This window comes from Halobaculum sp. MBLA0147 (assembly GCF_041361345.1).
In the GTDB taxonomy this organism is placed as follows: domain Archaea; phylum Halobacteriota; class Halobacteria; order Halobacteriales; family Haloferacaceae; genus JAHENP01.
Genome location: NZ_JBGKAD010000003.1, coordinates 175894 through 195016, shown reverse-complemented (window position 1 = coordinate 195016; position 19123 = coordinate 175894). Strand labels below are relative to the sequence as shown.

Sequence of the window (19123 nt, the reverse complement as noted above, 5' to 3'; positions counted from 1 at the left end):
CGTGCCCGTTCTGAGCACACAGTGGTAGCTGTTAACATTGTACGATACTTGGAGATCGCATGGTCTCAAACCTCCCAGTCGAGACCGAGCGACGCGGCGAGTACGTGATCTGGAACATGCGCGAGTGGGACGGAGACGACGAGGTACTCGGAGACCTGGAAGAGCGGTGGGTCGAGATACACACGGACTCGTCGATCGAGGGGTCCGTGGTCGTGTTGAACGACGATCTCCGTCTCGACTCCGGGTTCCAAGAGCACATCGAGACGCGGTAGTCGTCGCTGATCGAGCGCGCCGGTGTCGAGAAGATGGTGTGGGTCTCGGACGGGATCACTGCCCTGGCGGTGACGGCGAACCTCGAGGTAGACGGCCTGACTTCGGAGACCGCGGAGACGATCCCAGACGCGACGGAGTGGATCGAGACCGAGGCACCCGCCTGAGACTCGCGGCCGGCGGCAGTTTCGCCCCGGTCGGACGAGAAAGTTTTACCACTCCGGGGGAAACGGTCGGGTGTGAACGGTTCGTCGACCGAACGCCGTCTCCTCGTCGTGGGCCCCGACGACGTAGCGGCGCTCCTGCGAGAGGTAGCCGACCGCCGAGACACGCCGGGCTCCGTCGCCGTCGAGTCGAAGGCGGCTGCCGTCGGAGGGACCGACTACGGCGACACGTCCGGAGCGAGAGCGTCGGACGGTGCCGACGGGACGGACGAGGCAGCCGCGGTGCTCGTCGTCGCCGACGACCCCGCCGCGGTCGTCGACCGACTCTCGGAGGCGACGGGGCCGGTAGTCGTCGCGACGGACGACGAGACCACCGCCGGCGTCGAGTCGCTCCGAGCCGGCGCGACGGCGACGCTACCACGCGACGCACTCGCCGAGACACCCGAGACGGTACTCGACAGCCTACTCGAACTCGCCGCCACCGACGACGGCTCGCCTGCGAGAGCCGGCCGCACGGAGGGGAACGGCTGCACGGAGGGGAACGGCTGGACGGATGGGAACGGCTGCACGGATGGGGACGGCCGCACGGAGGGGGACGACACGCCGCCGAGTGACACCGAGACCGAGGACGGAGTGGCCGACGGGGTCGGGACCACCACGACGGCGACGGGAGCGGGCGACCGCCCGCTCGACCGCCGGTACGAGGTCGTCCTCGACGAGATGACGGACGTGGTCGCGGTCCACGACCCGGAGACGGGGGAGATCGTCGACGTCAACCAGGCGTTGTGTGAACTGGTGGGACGGGACCGCGAGTGGGTCCTCGAGGCCGGCGTCGACGGTGTCAGCGCGACCGACGAGGGGTACACCGTCGAGCGAGCGGTAGAGTTGTACCAGCGTGTCGTCACTTCCGGTGAGGAGGAGCGCGTCGAGTGGCGACTCGACCTCCCGGACGGGGAGCGGCGGACCCTCGCGGCACGAGTGACGCCGGTCGAGATCGACGGGGAGACGCTCGCGATGGCGGTGTGTCGCGACGTGACCGAACGCGAGCGGCGCGAGCGCCGCCTCCGCGAGGAACGCGAGAAGTACTCGACGCTGGTCGAACAGAGCACCGACGGGGTGACGGTCGTCCAAGACCGAGAGTTCGTGTTCGTCAACGACCGGTTCGCGGACGTGACCGGCTACGACCCCGAGTCGCTGGTGGGGGAGCCGCTGGAGTCGATCTTCGCCCCGGAGTACGAGTCGCTGGTGCGCGAGCGCTACCGCGAGCGCATCGGCGACGGCGACCCACCACGGCGGTACGACGTGGAGGTGGAGACACCCGACGGTGGCCGACGCGTGTTCGAACTCGCCGTCTCGGCGATCACTCACGAGGGAGAGCCAGCGACGCTGGCGAACTTCCGAGACGTGACCGACCGACGCGCCCGCGAGGCGGAGTTGGAACGTCGGGAGCGACAGTTCCAGCAGATCGCCGAGGCCGTCGACGAGGTGATCCACCTCGCGGAACCGGACCTCTCCGAGACCCACTACATCAGCCCCTCGTACGAGGACATCTGGGGGCAGAGCCCGGAGCGGATGTACGAGGACAGCTTCTCGTTCGAGGAGACACTCCACCCGGCGGACCGCGACGAGTTCCTCGGCCTGTTGCAGGACTGGATCGACTGTTGGACGGACCCCGACCGCCGCGGCCCGGACAGCCACGACTACGAGTACCGAGTCCGGCGCGACGACGGGAGTGTCCGGTGGATCGAGGGACGCGTGTACCCGATCCGCGCGGCCGACGACCCCTGCGAGGTGACGCGGATCGTCTCGCTGTCGCGTGACGTGACGGACGAGCGGGAGCGTCGCCAGACGGTGGAGTCGTTCCAGGAGGCGACCGGCGAGTTGACGACCGCGTCCACGCCGGAGGCGGCCTGTCGGACGGCCGTCGAGGCGACCGCGGACGTGTTCGGATTGGACGCTGCGGTCCACCTCCTCGACGACGAGACGGGGGACCTCGCTCCGACCGCCGCGGCGGGGTCGCTCGCACCCGCCGACGAGTTGCCCACTTGCGGCCCCGGCGATCCGGCGTGGCACGCCTTCGTCGACGAGGAGACGACGCGGATCGGCCTCCCGGACGGCGCGTCGTTCCCCGTCACGGACGGCGGTGGCGACGGGGACGAGGACCCCGACGCCGAGTCGGACGAGACGGAAATGGGAACCGAGACGGAGACGGGCAGCGAGACGGAGACGGGCAGCGAGACGGAAACGAGGGACGACGGCGCGACCACCGGCGTCGCGACGGGGCGGACCGCCGTGCTCGTCCCGCTGGCGAGTCACGGGGTGTTGTGTGTCGTCGGCGACGAGGGGGCGCCGTCGGCCGAGACCGCGAACCTCGTCGCGGCGACACTCGAGGCGGCGTTGAACCACATCGCCGGCGAACGGCGCCTGGCCTCCCAGCGGGCGGAGTTGGAGCGCCAGACACAGCGGGCCGAACAGTTGGAGCGCGTCGCGGAGCTGACGCGGCGCGTCGAGGCGGCGATCACCGAGCAGTCGGACCGCGTCGGCGTCGAGCGGGCGGTCTGCGAGCGGCTGGCCGAGATCGAGCCGTTCGCGGCCGCCTGGACCGCCTCCGCGAGGGGTGGCGGGGGAACCGGCACACTCTCACCGCGGGTGACAGCCGGCGTCGCCGACGAGACCGTCGCGCAGTGTCTCGCGGACGCGAGCGACGCGGACCCACACCCGGCGACGGCCGCCTCGAGGACCGGCGAGACGACGACGGAGACGGGGTTCGTCACAGCCGGGGGTGCCCCGTGGCGGCGCGCGCTCGTCAGGCGGGGGATCGAGGCAGTCTGTGCGGTCCCGCTCGTCTACGAGGGGATCACACACGGCGTGTTGGTGATCCAGGCGACGGAGGCGGACGCCTTCGACGGCCCCGCGGGTGACGCCGTCGATCAACTCGGTGCCTCCATCGGCTACGCGATCACCGCGGTCGAGCGCCGTCGAGCGCTGGAGTCCGACGAGACCGTCGAGTTGGAGTTTCGGGGTGACGCGACGGTGCCGTTCGCACGACTGGCTCGCGAGACTGGGCGAACTGTCAGACACGAGCGCACCGTCCGGCGACAGGACGGTTCGTTGACGGTCGTGTACACACTCCCCTCGGGAGAGACCGGGAGTGGCGGAGCCGACACCGGAGCGAGCGCCGCCACGGGGGACGACGAGTCGGACGTCGCGGCGGTCGCCGACCGCGTCTTCCCCGGCGAGACGACGGTGACGGTGGGCGAGGACGGCGGCGTGACGGTGGAGCGCGAGGGGACGACGTGGTTCGGTGCGACGGTCTCGGAGTACGGCGGCGTACTCCGCCGTGGGACGGCGCGCCCGGACGGGACGGAGTTGGTCGTCGAGTTGCCGACGGAGACGGACGTGCGGCGGTTCGTCGAGCGACTCGGCGACCGGTTGCCGGGGCTCTCGCTGTTCGCTCGCCGGGAACACGAGGCGAGTGCGGCGTCGGCGGACGGGGTCGCCAGACGACTCGCGGACCGACTCTCCGAGCGGCAGGCGGAGGCGTTGGAGACGGCCTACGAGATGGGCTACTTCGCGTGGCCCCGCGAGCACGAGGGCCGCGAGGTGGCGGCCGCGATGGACATCACCCAGCCGACGCTGAACCGGCACCTCCGCGAGGCGGAACGCAAGGTGTTCGACACGCTCCTCAACGGTGACGGCGGCGACGAGCGCGACGCCGACGCGTGAGCGTCTGCGGACCCGTCGGTTCGGGTTACCGGAGTCGCTCGGTCCATCCACCCCACTCAATCAGTGTAGTGTCGTGACCCTCTCCCACACCTCACTGTGTTGCCACAGAGGTGGAGTGGGGAGAGACGGTACGTGTGGATGCGACGGCAGGGCCACGGACCCGCGAGGTGCGGGTTCCCGGCGACCGCGAACGGGTGTCCTCCGCCCCGCCGACACCCCACCGCGCGTCGAGCCCCTCCCTCTCCCCCCGACTCGACGCGCCGGTCGCCGGGTCGCCTGCCCGTCGTCGTACCGTACCTCTCTCGGCCCTCCAGGCGGTCGCACGGTGACGCGCCGAGAGCCACTACTGCGTGTGGTCGAGCACACTCACTCGCCCCGAAGTCGTCGGAAACTCTCACTCGCCACGAAGTCGTCGGTACACCGACTCGAAATGGAGTCGACGAGAACACCGACTCGAAACGGAGTCGTCGAAACGTCTCACACTCGGCGAAAGTGTTGCGCCGGTCCGCGTGTTCAATACCCCCTGGGGCGTGGGCACAGTCGTCATGTTCGACACGGAGGATTCGTCGGCCACCCCGGCGGATCGAGTTCTCGGCGGGCACACTGCGTGACCGGACCGAGGTAGACGACGCACGGATCTTCGACACGACGCTGCGAGACGGGGAGCAGTCGCCGGGCACCTCGTTCTCGTACGACGACCAACGCGAGATCGCCGCGGCACTCGACGCCGCGGCGACGGACGTGATCGAGGCCGGCTTCCCGGTCAACTCCGACGCGGAGTTCCGCGCGGTCGCCGACGTGGCGAGCGCGGTCGACGCGGACGTGTGCGGACTCGCTCGCGTGGTCGACGACGACGTCGAGGCCGCGCTCGCGGCGGGTGTCGACGTGGTCCACGTGTTCTGTTCGACGAGTGACGTACAGCTCGCCGACTCGATGCACGCGACCAGAGCCGAGGCCGTCGAGCGCTCTGTCGCGGCCGTCGAGCGGGTGAAGGAGGCGGGCGTCGAGGTGATGTTCTCGCCGATGGACGCGACCCGCACGGAGCGGTCGTTCCTGATCGAGGTCGTGGAGGCGGTCACCGAGGCGGGTGTCGACTGGATCGACGTGCCGGACACCTGCGGTGTCGCCACGCCGGCCCGGTTCCGGGACCTGATCGAGACGGTCGCGAGCCACACGGACGCCCGGATCGACGTGCACACGCACGACGACTTCGGGATGGCGACGGCGACCGCGCTGGCCGGCTTCGAGGCGGGTGCCGACCAGGCGCAGGTGTCGGTCAACGGGATCGGCGAACGCGCCGGCAACGCCGCCTACGAGGAGGTCGTGATGGCGCTGGAGGGGTTGTACGGCGTCGACACCGGGATCGACACCCGGGCGCTGAGCGACCTCTCGGCGACGGTCGAACGGCACAGCGACGTGCGGGTGCCGGCGAACAAGCCCGTCGTCGGTGACAACGCGTTCGCCCACGAGAGCGGCATCCACGCCGCCGGCGTGATCGAGAACGCCGCCACGTTCGAGCCGGGGGTGATGGGCCCGGACACGGTCGGCACCGACCGCGAGCTGGTGCTCGGGAAACACACTGGCCGCCACGCCGTCCGCGAGCGCATGACGGAGATCGGCTTCGACCCGACCGACGAGCAGGTGGCGACGGTCACCAGCCGCGTCAAGGAGCGTGCCGCCGGCGACGAGCGGGTCACCGAGGCGGATCTGGTGGCGTTCGCCGAGGAGACCGGCGCGACACGGACCACGGAGTCCGTGTCCGAGGAGGAGCGTGTTCGCGGCGAGTGAGTCGCCCCGATCCGCGGTCGGGAGTCGGCGGGTACGGGAGACGAGCCACCCGGCGGTTCGGCCGCTGCCGGCTGGAAAACGTTGCCACGCCACGGGGATTTATCACTCCGACGGGGCGACGGGTGGGTGTGACCGCAGACGACACACGCAGACGAGCACGCTCCGGCGGCGCGAGCAGCGCCGCCCGGACGCTCGGTCGTGTCGTCGTAGGGGCCGCCTAGCCCCGCCCACACCCACCTCGATTCTCCGGCTCCAGATCGCCAGACGGCGACCCACTGCTCGCCCGACGCGACGACACACCGCTCGTGTCTCGCGACGACGCACTGCTCGCCCGACGCGACCCGTCGATCCGGGCGACCGTCTGGCCGCACGGACCACTCGAGTCACGCACCGACACGGCGGCGACCGACCGCCGAGCACCGCCGCAGTCGACCGACACGGCCGACGCGACACGACCGAGACGACAGCGACGATGTACACACGACGCACTGCGACGACGGACCGGCACAGTCGGACCACACCGCGTGGTCCGCGACCGACACGCGGCTCGTATCGCGGGGGTGAGCGATGACGGACGGGAGCCCCGGTGCGGCAGCGGCAGAGACGAGAGAGACCCGGGAGACCGCCGAGACGCCGGACCCACCCGAGACGGGAGGCGAACACGGAGGCGGCGAGACGAAGAGAGACGAACTCGACTCCGACGACACCGGAGCGCACGCGACGCCGACGACCGGTGCCGAGGCGGCGGTCGCGGCCCTCGAACGCGCCGGGGTCGACACACTGTTCGGCGTGCAGGGGGGTGCGATCATGCCCGTCTACGACGCCCTGTACGACACGGACGCACGACACGTCACGATGGCCCACGAGCAGGGGGCCGCCCACGCGGCCGACGCCTACGGGCAGGTGACGGGCGAGCCGGGTGTCTGCCTCGCCACCTCGGGGCCGGGCGCGACGAATCTCGTGACCGGCCTCGCGGACGCGGACATGGACTCGGACCCGCTGGTCGCGTTGACCGGGCAGGTGCCGACGGACCTCGTCGGGGGCGACGCGTTCCAGGAGACGGACACCGTCGGCGTCACGACGCCGGTGACGAAGGCGAACTACATGGCCACGGACCCCGACGCAGTCGGTGACACCGTCGACGAGGCGGTGTCGCTGGCGGCCGCGGGGCGACAGGGACCGACGCTGGTCGACCTCCCGAAGAACGTCACGCAGGCGGAGACCACCGAGTCGCCGACCGTGGACGACGACTCGACCTCCCCAGACGCGACCCCCGACGGCCCCACGCGGTCGCCGGAGTCGGAGGGACTCCCGAGTCCGCCGGACCCGGCGGTCGAGCGCGCCGCGCGGGCGCTGGCGGACGCCGAGCGACCGCTGTTGCTCGCCGGCGGCGGGGTGATCGCGGGCGAGGCGACGGCGCAGTTCCGCGAGCTGGCGCGGACCCACGAGGTCCCGGTCGTGACGACGATGCCAGGGATCGGCGCGTTCCCGGAGGACGACGAGTTGTGTCTCTCGTGGGCCGGGATGCACGGCACCGGGTACGCGAACGCCGCGATCACGCACTGTGACCTGCTGTTCGCGGTCGGGACGCGGTTCGACGACCGACTGACGGGTGACGTGTCCACCTTCGCGCCCGACGCCGAGGTGGTCCACGTCGACGTGGACCCGGCGGAGATCTCGAAGAACGTCCACGCCGACTACCCGCTGGTCGGGGACGCCGCGCGCGTGCTGTCGCGGGTCGCGGACGCACTCCCGGCGTCGCCGGACACCGAGGGGTGGCGCGAGCGGTGTGCCGAGTGGCGCGAACAGTACCCGCTGACCTACGCCGCACCGCCGGACGAGGCGATCAAACCGCAGTTCGTCGTGGAGGCGGTCGACGAGGCGACCCCCGAGGACACCATCGTCACCACCGGCGTCGGGCAACACCAGATGTGGGCGGCCCAGTACTGGACGTTCCGCGAGCCGCGCACGTTCGTCTCCTCGCACGGGCTCGGGACGATGGGGTACGGGCTCCCGGCCGCCGTCGGGGCGGCGACGGCCGCGCCGGACCGCGAGGTGGTGTGTTTCGACGGCGACGGCTCGTTCCTGATGACGTGTCAGGAGCTGTCGGTCGCGGTGCGCGAGGGGCTCGATCTCACCGTCTTCGTGCTCAACAACGAGGCGGTCGGGATGGTCCGCCAGTGGCAGGACGGCTTCTACGAGGGTCGCCGGATGGCCTCGGAGTACCCGTGGGTGCCGGACTTCGCCGCGCTCGCGGAGGCGTTCGGCGCCGAGGGGGTCCGACTGACGGAGTACGACGGCACCGCCGAGACGGTGCGGGCCGCGCTCGACACGGACGGGCCGGCGGTCGTGGACTGTCACGTCGACCCCGAGGAGAAGGTGTTCCCGATGGTCGCCGGCGGCGGCGCGAACGACGAGTTCGCCCTGACGGAGGACCACCTGTGACCGACGAGGAGACGCTGGGTGGCGTCCCGCTGTCCGCGACCCGTGCGGAGCCCGACCGCTCCGGCGACCGCCCCGCGGACGGGAGTCTCCCGGGACCGGCGCCCGACGAGCGCCCGGACCGCAGCGGCGCGCGGACGGACGAGGGCGTGCGGCTGGCGGACGCCGCGGCGACGGAACGGGGCCGCGAGCGGCGCACGCTGTCGGCGGTCGTCGACCACGACCCCGGCGTGCTCTCGGCCGTCGCGGGGCTGTTCTCGCGGCGGATGTTCAACATCGAGAGTCTCACCGTCGGCCCGACGGCGGACGACGCCTACGCCCGGATGACGATCGTCGTCGACGAGTCCGGCCCGGGGGTCGAACAGGCTCGCAAACAACTCGCCGGGCTGGAGTCGGTCCACACGGTCCGCGGACTGGCGGACCAGCCGATCGAGCGCGAGCTGGCGCTGGTGAAGGTGGACTGTACGGCGCCGGGCGAGGTGGAGGCGCTGGCGACGATGCACGACGCCGAGGTGGTCTCGGTGTCGCCGACGGCGGCGACGGTGCAGGTGACCGGCACGGAACGGGAGATCGACGACGCCGTCGCCGCGTTCGGCCGGTTCGGCGTCCGCGAGGTGTCCCGCACCGGCACGACCGCGCTGGGCCGCGGCGCCGAGACGGTGTTCGACGACGCCGACCACGGCGCCGCGCCGACGGACTTCGACCCCGACGGCACGACGGACCACACCGGGACACGCGACGAGACGGACACACGCGACGTCGAGACGGCGACGGAAGCCCGCGAGCCGAAGCGCGTGACCGGCGACGCTCCCGACGGTCCGCCGCCGACACCGGCGGACGAGGAGTGACGGATCGGCCGAGAACACACCACGACACGACACTCATGACGACACACGACACGGACGACACGACGGCAGACGCAACGCAGGCGACCGACACGCAGACGACGACCGGGACGAGCGGCGCGACCGACACGGAGATCTACTACGAGGCGGACGCGGACCCCTCGTCCCTCGCCGGCGAGACGGTCGCGGTGATCGGGTACGGCTCGCAGGGCCACGCCCACGCCCAGAACCTCGCGGACAGCGGGGTGGACGTGATCGTCGGCCTGCGCGAGGGGTCGAGTTCCCGCCCCGCGGCCCGGGAGGACGGACTCCGCGTGGAGACGCCGACGGCCGCCGCGAGGGAGGCCAGCGTCGTCTCGCTGCTCGTCCCCGACACCGCCCAACCGGACGTGTACGAGCGGATCGCGCCGGAACTGGACACCGGCGACACCCTCCAGTTCGCCCACGGGTTCAACGTCCACTACGACCAGATCGAACCACCCGAGGACGTGGACGTGACGATGGTCGCGCCGAAGGGCCCGGGCCACATCGTCCGGCGCGACTACCGCCGCGGCGAGGGGACACCCGGGCTGCTGGCGGTGTACCGCGACGCGACGGGCGAGGCACACGAGCGGGCGCTGGCGTACGCCGCCGGTATCGGGTGTACGCGAGCCGGCGTCGTGGAGACGACGTTCCGCGAGGAGACGGAGACGGACCTGTTCGGCGAGCAGGCGGTGTTGTGCGGCGGCGTCACGGAGCTGATCGAGGCCGGGTTCGAGACGCTCGTCGACGCCGGCTACAGCCCCGAGATGGCGTACTTCGAGTGTCTGAACGAACTGAAGCTCATCGTCGACCTCCTGTACGAGGGTGGCACCTCGGGGATGTGGGACTCCGTCTCCGACACGGCGGAGTACGGCGGGCTCACCCGCGGCGACGACGTGATCGACGAGGAGGTCCGCGAGAACATGGAGACGGTGCTGGAGGAGGTCCAGGACGGCACCTTCGCCCGCGAGTGGATCACGGAGAACCGGGCCGGGCGCCCGGCGTACGGGCAGCACCGCACCGCCGCCCGCGAACACGAGATCGAACGGGTCGGCGCGGAACTCCGCGAGTTGTTCGCGTGGAGCGACAACGCCGCTGCTCCGACGGACGGCGCGACCCAGACGCCCGGCGAGGCCGACGGGGAGGAGACCACGACGGGGACGCCCGACGACGCGGCGGACGGCGAGGACGACCAGACCCGAGACCCGCCGGAGGCGGACGCGGTATGAGCGAGGGCACACTGTACGACGAGGTGTGGGAGCGCCACAAGGTGGCCGAACTCCCCGACGGGCGCGACCAGTTGTTCGTCGGGCTCCACCTGGTCCACGAGGTGACGAGTCCGCAGGCGTTCGGGATGCTCCGCGAGCGAGACCTGGAAGTCGCCTTCCCGGAACGAACCGTCGCGACGACGGACCACGTCGTGCCGACGGCGACTACCGAACGCGACCGGCCGCTCGCCGACGACCAGGCGGAGACGATGCTGTCCGCGTTGGAGGAGAACGTCGCGGACGCCGGAGTGCGGTTCTTCGGACTGGGCGACGAGCGGCAGGGGATCACCCACGTCGTCGCCCCCGAACAGGGCCTCACACGTCCGGGGATGACCGTCGCGTGCGGCGACTCACACACGGCGACCCACGGGGCCGTGGGCGCCATCGGCGTCGGGATCGGCACCTCGCAGATCCGCGACGTGCTCGCCACTGGGTGTATCGCCGCCGAGAAGCGCGACGTGCGCCGGATCGAGGTGACCGGCTCGCTGGACGAGTGGGTGACGGCGAAGGACCTGATCGTCACCGTCATCCGCCGGCTGGGTGTCGACGGCGGCGTCGGCTACGTGTACGAGTACGGCGGCGAGGCGATCCGCGAGTTGGACGTGGAGAGTCGCCTCGCGCTGTGTAACATGTCCATCGAGGGCGGCGCGCGAGCGGGCTACGTCGAACCCGACGAGACGACCGTGGAGTACCTGCGTGGCCGCCCGTTCGCGCCGGAGGGCGAAGCCTTCGAGGAACGCGCCGCGGAGTGGCTGGCGCTGCAGAGCGACGACGACGCGACGTACGACGACGTGGTCGAGATCGACGCCGACGCGATCCAGCCGACGGTGACGTGGGGCACCACGCCGGCACAGGCCGTCGGGGTCGACGAACCGGTACCGGACCCCGCGGACCTGCCGGACGACGAGGCCGCGGCGGCTCGCGAGGCACAGGCACACACCGGCGCGACACCGGGCGAGCCGATGCGCGGGACGCCGGTCGACGTGGCGTTCCTCGGCACTTGCACGAACGGCCGTGCCTCCGACTTCCGTGCTGCGGCGCGCGTGTTGACCGGCGGCGACCCGGTCGTCCCGGCCGAGTCGGCGGGCGACGACGCGCGGGCGGCGAGCGACGGCGGTGTCGTCCGGCCGACGGTTCGTCACACCGTGCCGGACGACGTGCGCGCCGTCGCGGTGCCGGGGTCCGAGCGCGTCCGCGCCCGACTGGAGGCGGAGGGCGTCGACGAGGTGTTCCGGGCGGCCGGCTTCGAGTGGCGCCAGGCGGGCTGTTCGATGTGTCTGGCGATGAACGGTGACGAACTCGTCGGCGACGAGGTGTGCGTCTCCGCGTCGAACCGCAACTACGTCGGCCGACAGGGGTCGACGGCGGCGACGACGGTGTTGGCGAGTCCGGCGACGGTCGCCGCCAGCGCCGTGACCGGCGCGATCGTCGACCCGCGGGAGGTGGTGGCGTGACGGACGCGTCGGACGCGACCGCGCGTCCCGACCGCCCGACGAGCGGCAGTGCCGAGCGTCCGACGAGCGGCGAGTCGGTCGAGCACGTCGTCGGCCCGGGACTCCCACTGCCCGGCGACGACGTGGACACCGACCAGATCGTCCCGGCGCGGTTCCTCAAGGAGGTCACCTTCGACGACATGGGCGAGTACGTCTTCTACGACGAGCGCCGCGACGCGGACGGCCAGCTGGGCGACCACCCGTTCGACAGGCCGGAACACGCCGACGCGCGGGTGCTCGTCGTCGGCGACAACTTCGGCTGTGGCTCCTCGCGGGAACACGCGCCGCAGGCGCTGCTCCGGTGGGGCATCCGCGGGATCGTCGGCGTCTCCTTCGCCGAGATCTTCGCGGACAACTGCGCCGCGCTCGGTGTGCCGACCGTCACCGCCGACCGCGAGACCGTCGACGAGCTCCGCGAGTTCGTCGCCGCGAACCCGGACGCGCCGGTGCGGATCGACGTTCGGGCCGAACGGGTGACGTACGGCGACCACGCGGTCAGTGTCGAGATCGACGACGCCACCCGAAACGCCCTGCTCGACGGGCAGTGGGACACGACGGCGATGTTGCGTGCGAACCTCGAGACTGTCCGCGAGACCGCCGCGGAGCTGCCGTACGTCGACACTGTGAGCGACCCAGCCGGGAGTGGTGGTTCGTGACTGGGTTCGAGTCGCAGTCGGTGGACGGGGGATCGGCGGTGGCGAACGCCGATCCGACCGACTCGGACGACCGCCCGGCGGACGTGTTGGTCGTCGAGGGGGACGGGGTCGGCCGCGAGGTGGTGCCGGCGGCGGTGCGGGTCCTGGCGGCGACAGACGCAGCGCTGTCGTTCGAGACGGCCCGCGCGGGCGACGCGGTGGCGGCCGAGACCGGGCGCCCGCTCCCGGACACCGTGTACGACCGCGCGGCGGCGGCCGACGCCGTCCTGTTCGGCGCGGCCGGCGAGACGGCCGCGGACGTGATCCTCCCGCTGCGCGAGGCGGTCGGCTCCTTCGCCAACGTCCGCCCGGCCCGCGCCTACCCGGGCGTCGAGGCCCGCGCGCCGGAGACGGATCTCGTGATCGTCCGCGAGAACACGGAGGGCGTCTACAGCGGGATCGAGAATCGCGTCGCCGACGGGGTGACGACGCTGACGCGCGTGGTCACCGAGGCCGCCTCGCGGCGGATCGCGGAGTTCGCGTTCGCGTACGCCGCGGAACGGGACGCGCGGCTCACGGTCGCGCACAAGGCGAACGTGATGCGCGAGACGGACGGGCAGTTCCTCGACGCCGTCGCGGCGGTCGCCGCCGAGCGCGGACAGGGAGACGGAGACGCGGCAGCAGCGACGGGTGGAGGGAGTTCGGCGCGTCGGGACGACACGACGGGAGCCGACACGGCGACCGCCGACACGACGACCTACGACACGGCACTGATGGACGCGCTCGCGACGGAGTTGGTCCAGCACCCCGAGGCGTACGACGTGATCCTGACACCGAACCTCGCCGGGGACGTACTGTCGGACCTGGCGGCGGGACTCGTCGGGGGACTCGGACTGCTCCCGTCCGCGAACGTCGGCCGCGACGGGGGCCTGTTCGAGCCAGTCCACGGCACCGCGCCGGACATCGCGGGCGAGGGCGTCGCCAACCCGACGGCGACCATCCTCTCGGCGGCGATGCTGTTGGAGCACGTCGGCCAGCCCGGCGCCGCCGAGCGCGTCCGGAGTGCGATCCACGAGACGCTGGTCGAGGGGCCACACACGCCGGATCTCGGCGGCGACGCGAGCACCGAGGCGGTCACGGACGCGGTGGTGGAGCGACTGTGATCGGCGTGGAACGGAGTGTGCCACGGAGCACAGAACGGAACCGAGGCGGCGCCGACCCGGCGCCGACAGACGCGAGCGACCACGGAGACACCTGCGAGCATGAGTAGTCAAGACACGGACGGCGAGGCGAACGAGAGGGCGGATCGAGCGAGCGAACAGCGCACGGACCGGGCGACGGACCAGCGCGCAGACGGAGTGACGGACCAGCGCGCCGACCAGCGGCCGGATCGAGACACGACCGGGGACGCGCCACGGCCGCAGAAGGACCCGGACCTCCCGAGCGCGGCCGTGACCGAGGGCGCGGACCGCGCACCCCACCGCGCGATGTTCCGGGCGATGGGGTACGACGACGACGACCTCGCCGCGCCCATGGTCGGCGTCGCCAACCCCGCGGCGGACGTGACGCCGTGTAACGTCCACTTGGACGACGTGGCCGACGCCGCCGTCGCGGGGATCGAGGCGGCCGGCGGGATGCCCGTCGAGTTCGGGACGATCACCGTCAGCGACGCCATCTCGATGGGGACCGAGGGGATGAAGGCGTCGCTGATCTCGCGGGAGGTGATCGCCGACAGCGTGGAACTCGTCGCCTTCGCGGAGTCGCTGGACGCCTTGGTCACCGTCGCGGGTTGCGACAAGAACCTCCCCGGGATGATGCAGGCCGCCATCCGGACGGATCTGCCGACGGTGTTCTGTTACGGCGGGACCATCCTCCCGGGCGAGTTCGACGGCGACGACGTGACGATCCAGGACGTGTTCGAGGCGGTCGGTGCCCACGCGGAGGGTGACCTCTCCCGGGCCGAACTCGACGAGTTGGAACACCAGGCGTGTCCCGGCGCCGGGTCGTGTGCCGGGATGTACACCGCGAACACGATGGCGACCGTCTCGGAGGGACTGGGCCTCGCACCGCTCGGCTCCGCGACCGCACCGGCCGTGACAGAGGAACGGCTCGATGTCGCCCGGCGGGCCGGCGAGGCCGTGCTCCACTGTATCGAGACGGACCACACACCCTCGGACGTGCTCACGCGAGAGTCGTTCGAGAACGCCATCGCGCTCCAGGTGGCGGTCGGCGGCTCGACGAACGCCGTCTTACACCTGCTGGCGTTGGCCGCCGAGGCCGGCGTGGAGCTGGAGATCGGCGACTTCGACGAGATCTCGCGCCGGACGCCCCACGTCGCCAACCTCCGCCCTGGCGGGACGTACGTGATGGCGGACCTCCACCGACAGGGTGGTGTCCCGGTCGTGATCCGCCGCCTGATCCAAGCGGACCTGTTCCACGGCGACGCCCAGACGGTGACCGGCAACACGGTCCGCGAGGAGCTCGCCCGGCTCGACCTGCCGGCGGACGAAGCCGTCGACGAGTCCGTCGTCCGGCCGCTGGACGACCCGATCCACGAGGAGGGAGCGATCGTGATCTTGGACGGGAGTCTCGCGCCGGACGGGGCCGTGCTGAAGGTGACCGGCGACGACGAACTGTACCACCAGGGCCCCGCGCGGGTGTTCGAGGACGAGGAGTCCGCGATGGCGTGGGTCCAAGACGGCAACCTCCAGTCGGGCGACACGCTGATCGTCCGCAACGAGGGGCCACGCGGCGGGCCGGGGATGCGCGAGATGCTGGGTGTGACGGCGGCCGTCGTCGGGCAGGGCCACGAGGACGACGTGGCACTCCTGACCGACGGCCGGTTCTCGGGTGCCACGCGAGGACCGATGGTGGGGCACGTCGCTCCGGAGGCGGCCGCCGACGGCCCCATCGCGGCCGTGGAAGACGGCGACACCGTCACCGTCGACGTGCCGAACCGCCGGCTCGACGTGGGCCTCTCGGAGAGCGAGATCCAGCGCCGCCTCGCCGACCGAGAGCGCCCGGACCCCGACTACGAGACCGGCGTGCTCGCGAAGTACGGCCGCGCGTTCGGCTCGGCCGCCCACGGAGCGGTCACGGACCCGGGCGCGAAGCGGTAGTCTCGCGTCCGAACAGGGAGCGCGGGCGTCCGACAGACGGCTGTCGTGTGTCGGACACGAACGACCGAACCGACGAGGGTCTCCCGCGCGTCGAGTCGGCACCGACGAGCCGCCTCTCGGCGAACACTCGTGTGACGGTCGCTACGCTCCAGTTCTCTCCCCCGGTTGGGCGCCGACCCGTCGGGAGGATAGGTTTAACAACCCAGTTATCGTACGCGATTCTGTGCGCGACGGGGAGGGACGGTCCGACCGGTCACAGATCGGACTCGGGACGTTGCTCGTCTTCCTGGCGCTGATCGTCGTCGGGTCCGTCGCGGCCGGACTGTTGTTGCAGTCGGCCGGCGTCCTCGGGACGCGCGGCGAGGAGGCCGGGCGGGCCGCACAACAGCGGGTCAACGGCGGTGTCCTCGTCCACGGGAAGTTGGGCGAGGTGGACACCGACGGCGGTGGCGGCGTCACGACGGTCCAGTTACAACTCGGTCCCGCGCCGGGAGCGTCCGATCTCAACCTCACGCGGGCGACGGTCGTGTACGACGGGAGCAGGACCGCCGCACTCGGGTACACGGAGGGGTCGGCGGACGCAGTCTCCTTCTCGACGGTCGCGTTGCGCGGCGACGACACGGTGTTGACCGAGCAGAGCGACCGGATCGTCCTCACCATCGACGTGGCCGCCATCGAGACCGGCGACGGCGGGCTCGCCCGCGGTGAACGCGCCGAAGTCCGGATCACGACGCCGTACGGCGCGACGACGACGGTGGAGTTGTTCGTCCCCGATCCGCTCGGCTCGAGGGCGGTCGTCGAGTTGTCGGGCGGGCCGGGGTGACGGACTCCGGCCGCCACGCCGGGAGACGCAGCCTGCGGTCACTCGGACGCAGTCTCGTCGTCTCCGCTACCCGTCGACTCGCTCTCTTCGGTCTCCTCGTCTCCGGCGGTCGTCTGGCGCTCTGTGCGTCGCTCGCTGACGTGTTCCCACACTTCCGTACAGCCACAGCCGTCGTCCAACTCGTCGAGGTGGGATCTCGTCGCCTGTCGTTCACTGGACACGACGTGTGTCGACACGACGGGGAGACACTTCCGACTGGCGAGGATCACGGCGCCGCGAGAATCCGCGTCCGAAGCGGGTCGGGACCGCGGCGATCAGGTCAGCAGTTCCGTCACCAGCTCGACGAACGTCTCGTCGTCGGCGGCCGCGAGTTCCTCGTCGGCCAACAGCAGTCGGAGGCGTGGGCGACCCACGTCCGTCGGCACCTTCTCGGTGGTGAGGATGCCGTCGTCCTCCAGTTCCGTCTTCTCGCGCGAGAACGTCGCACGCGAGGCGAGCCCCACGTCCTCGCCCCAGTGACTGACGGTGTACAGCTGTGCCTCGTGACGTGCCGCGACGAGCAGCGACAGCGCGACGCCGTCGACCGGGTCGCCGGACGGACTGTGACCCGGTTCACCTAGCACCGCCGCGAAGTCGTCGGCGGCCGCCTCGCCGAGTTCCTCCGTCAGCGTCTCCAGCATCCGAGTACGACCCGGCGTCCGGAGGTCGAACGGCTCGGCGGTCTCGAACTGCTCGCCGTACGTCTCGTTGACGTCCGCGACGAACTCGTCGTCTTCTGCCGTCAACGCCGCCGCGTCCGTCGCGGTTCCGACGACGGCGAACACGTCGTCGTCCGTCACGAACAGGGTGTTCGACGTCGCCTCCGAGAGCGTGCGTACCTCCAACGTGCCGTCCTCGACGAGGTCGGCCGTGTCTGCCGCGACCGGGAAGTCGTCCCGAACCGCCTTCAGCACGGTCTCGGTCGCCAGTAGTCGAATCTGCGCTCCGACCTCCGTCGTCACCGCGTGTGCGACGACGGTCTCCAACAGCCGAACGTCCGGATCGACGATCAGCACCGGTCCCTCCGCGTCCCCCAACACCGACGCGACGACCGCCGATCTGTCGCCGACGTGATCGTACTCCGACATCTATCGTTCGGCTTCAGTAGGGTAGGGAATATAATATTGACGAGTCGTGTCTCTCGCTGAAATACATCTACGGGGGTTCGGAATTCGCACACACGCGGTGCGGTCGAACTCGATTCCACGCTGCAGGCCGTGTAGCCGACGACCCGTTCCACGCCGCCGGACGTGGAGACGACACTTGGGCTCTGTGTCACGGGGGTGGAGGTGACACTGGGTTCCGCGTCACGGGGGTGGAGGTGACACTGGGCTCCGCGTCACGGGGGTGGAGGTGACACCTGGGCTCTGCGTCACGGGGGTGGAGGTGACACCTGGGCTCCGCGTCACGGGAGGTGGAGGTGACACCTGGGCTCCGCGTCACGGGGGTGTCTGGTGAGGGTCACTCCTTACTCGCGACGAGGTGTTCCACGAGCGCCTCCTGGGTGTAGAGTCTGTTCTCCGCCTGCGTCCAGACGACGGACTGGGGCCCCTCCAACACCGCGTCGGTGATCTCTTCGCCACGGTGCGCGGGGAGGCAGTGGAGACAGACGGCGTCGTCGGCCGCCAGCGAGAGGAGGTCCGCGTCGAGCTGGAACCCACCCGTCTCGAACGCGGCGCGCTTGTCGCCGGCGGCGTCCTCGCCCATGCTGATCCACACGTCCGTGTAGACGGCGTCGGCACCGGCGACCGCGGACTCGGGGTCGCTCGTGACCGTCGGGGTCGGCCCGCCGTCGGCGACACTGGGCAGGCGGTCCAGGAACCCCTCGTCGAACCCGTGGGCCGCGGGCGTCGTGAGCGTGAGGTCGACGCCCAGCAGCGCACAGCCGACGGCGAGCGACCGCGCGACGTTGTTCGCGTCCCCGACCCACGTCACCGCGGCGTCGAGACCGACGGTCTGCTGGAGCGTCCGCAGATCCGCGAGTGTCTGACACGGGTGCGCGGCGTCGGTGAGCCCGTTCACGACCGGGACGGTCGCGTACTCGGCCAGCGTCTCGAGGTCCTCGTGGTCGAACAGCCGGGCGACGATCCCGTCGACGTACCCCGACAGCGCCCGCGCCGTGTCTCGGAGTGGTTCGCCGGCACCCAACTGGAGGTCGTCCGGGCCGAGGAACTGCGCGTGCCCCCCGAGGCGCGTCAGTCCCGTCTCGAAGGACACCCGCGTCCGCGTCGAGGGTTTCTCGAACAGCAACGCGACCGTTCGCTCAGACAGCGGCGAGTCGGACGGGTCCTCGGCGCGCACCGCCGCACGGTCGAGTAGTCGCTCGACTGTCCCCGCCGAGAGGTCGTCGACGTGGGTGAAGTGTGTCGGGTTGGTGGCGTCGTGAGGGCCGCTCGCCTCGTCTTGCTCCTCGTGTGTGGACCCAGGTGGCGTCGTGTCGTCAGGTGTGAGTGCAGTCATCTGTCGGATCGTGTGAGTGTGGTGTGTTCT

General features: G+C 71.2%; 14 protein-coding genes and 1 pseudogene. 12 read left to right on the top strand and 3 right to left on the bottom strand.

The window, feature by feature from the left end; all coding sequences use genetic code 11:
* The first annotated feature begins 59 nt into the window (after positions 1 to 59).
* From RYH80_RS17360 to RYH80_RS17305, 12 genes and pseudogenes are all read left to right on the top strand, one after another.
* The gene (locus tag RYH80_RS17360; protein ID WP_370905343.1) at positions 60 to 272 is read left to right on the top strand and encodes a hypothetical protein; all 213 of its coding nucleotides are present in this window, start codon (positions 60 to 62) and stop codon (positions 270 to 272) included.
* 33 nt (positions 273 to 305) lie between these two features.
* Positions 306 to 437: a hypothetical protein gene (locus RYH80_RS17355; RefSeq protein WP_370905342.1), complete on the top strand. Its 132-nt coding sequence runs from the start codon at positions 306 to 308 to the stop codon at positions 435 to 437.
* A 72-nt stretch (positions 438 to 509) separates the two neighbouring features.
* Positions 510 to 4160 carry a PAS domain S-box protein gene (locus tag RYH80_RS17350; RefSeq protein ID WP_370905341.1) on the top strand — a complete coding sequence of 1217 codons (3651 nt, stop codon included), beginning with the start codon at positions 510 to 512 and terminating at the stop codon, positions 4158 to 4160.
* A gap of 492 nt (positions 4161 to 4652) precedes the next feature.
* The gene (locus RYH80_RS17345) at positions 4653 to 5948 is read left to right on the top strand and encodes a LeuA family protein (RefSeq protein ID WP_370905340.1); all 1296 of its coding nucleotides are present in this window, start codon (positions 4653 to 4655) and stop codon (positions 5946 to 5948) included.
* 567 nt (positions 5949 to 6515) lie between these two features.
* The gene (ilvB, locus tag RYH80_RS17340; RefSeq protein ID WP_370905339.1) at positions 6516 to 8393 is read left to right on the top strand and encodes a biosynthetic-type acetolactate synthase large subunit; all 1878 of its coding nucleotides are present in this window, start codon (positions 6516 to 6518) and stop codon (positions 8391 to 8393) included.
* Positions 8390 to 9238: an acetolactate synthase small subunit gene (gene ilvN / locus RYH80_RS17335; protein ID WP_370905338.1), complete on the top strand. Its 849-nt coding sequence runs from the start codon at positions 8390 to 8392 to the stop codon at positions 9236 to 9238. Before ilvB ends, ilvN begins: the two co-directional genes overlap by 4 nt.
* Before the next feature lie 35 nt (positions 9239 to 9273).
* Positions 9274 to 10404 (top strand): annotated as a pseudogene (gene ilvC, locus RYH80_RS17330) (ketol-acid reductoisomerase); the annotation flags it as partial.
* Between the two features lie 77 nt (positions 10405 to 10481).
* Positions 10482 to 11978 carry an aconitase family protein gene (locus tag RYH80_RS17325; protein ID WP_370905337.1) on the top strand — a complete coding sequence of 499 codons (1497 nt, stop codon included), beginning with the start codon at positions 10482 to 10484 and terminating at the stop codon, positions 11976 to 11978.
* Positions 11975 to 12673 (top strand): 3-isopropylmalate dehydratase small subunit, encoded by a 699-nt coding sequence (leuD, locus tag RYH80_RS17320; RefSeq protein ID WP_370905336.1) that lies wholly within the window; start codon positions 11975 to 11977, stop codon positions 12671 to 12673. Before RYH80_RS17325 ends, leuD begins: the two co-directional genes overlap by 4 nt.
* Positions 12674 to 12711: 38 nt before the next feature.
* Positions 12712 to 13815 (top strand): isocitrate/isopropylmalate family dehydrogenase, encoded by a 1104-nt coding sequence (locus RYH80_RS17315; RefSeq protein ID WP_370905446.1) that lies wholly within the window; start codon positions 12712 to 12714, stop codon positions 13813 to 13815.
* Positions 13816 to 13914: 99 nt separating this feature from the next.
* The gene (gene ilvD / locus RYH80_RS17310; protein ID WP_370905335.1) at positions 13915 to 15771 is read left to right on the top strand and encodes a dihydroxy-acid dehydratase; all 1857 of its coding nucleotides are present in this window, start codon (positions 13915 to 13917) and stop codon (positions 15769 to 15771) included.
* A gap of 223 nt (positions 15772 to 15994) precedes the next feature.
* Positions 15995 to 16594: a flagellin gene (locus tag RYH80_RS17305; protein ID WP_370905334.1), complete on the top strand. Its 600-nt coding sequence runs from the start codon at positions 15995 to 15997 to the stop codon at positions 16592 to 16594.
* Between the two features lie 38 nt (positions 16595 to 16632).
* Here the strand turns inward: RYH80_RS17305 and RYH80_RS17300 are convergent, their stop codons facing one another.
* The 3 genes from RYH80_RS17300 to argF all read right to left on the bottom strand — a co-directional run bounded on the left by RYH80_RS17300 (position 16633) and on the right by argF (position 19093).
* Entirely contained in the window at positions 16633 to 16815 is a 183-nt protein-coding gene (locus tag RYH80_RS17300; RefSeq protein ID WP_370905333.1) for a DUF8595 family protein, read from the bottom strand.
* A gap of 93 nt (positions 16816 to 16908) precedes the next feature.
* Complete coding sequence (tbsP, locus tag RYH80_RS17295; RefSeq protein WP_370905332.1) at positions 16909 to 17721, bottom strand: transcriptional regulator TbsP; 813 nt, start codon at positions 17719 to 17721, stop codon at positions 16909 to 16911.
* 373 nt (positions 17722 to 18094) lie between these two features.
* Complete coding sequence (gene argF / locus RYH80_RS17290; protein ID WP_370905331.1) at positions 18095 to 19093, bottom strand: ornithine carbamoyltransferase; 999 nt, start codon at positions 19091 to 19093, stop codon at positions 18095 to 18097.
* Positions 19094 to 19123 lie beyond the last annotated feature (30 nt).

Excerpts from the sequence above, each read along its gene's own strand:
- RYH80_RS17360 (WP_370905343.1), top strand. The coding sequence starts at position 60 with ATGGTCTCAAACCTCCCAGTCGAGACCGAGCGACGCGGCGAGTACGTG.
- RYH80_RS17355 (WP_370905342.1), top strand. The coding sequence starts at position 306 with ATGGTGTGGGTCTCGGACGGGATCACTGCCCTGGCGGTGACGGCGAAC.
- ilvB (WP_370905339.1), top strand. The coding sequence starts at position 6,516 with ATGACGGACGGGAGCCCCGGTGCGGCAGCGGCAGAGACGAGAGAGACC.
- RYH80_RS17325 (WP_370905337.1), top strand. The coding sequence starts at position 10,482 with ATGAGCGAGGGCACACTGTACGACGAGGTGTGGGAGCGCCACAAGGTG.
- ilvD (WP_370905335.1), top strand. The coding sequence starts at position 13,915 with ATGAGTAGTCAAGACACGGACGGCGAGGCGAACGAGAGGGCGGATCGA.
- tbsP (WP_370905332.1), bottom strand. The coding sequence starts at position 17,721 with ATGTCGGAGTACGATCACGTCGGCGACAGATCGGCGGTCGTCGCGTCG.
- argF (WP_370905331.1), bottom strand. The coding sequence starts at position 19,093 with ATGACTGCACTCACACCTGACGACACGACGCCACCTGGGTCCACACAC.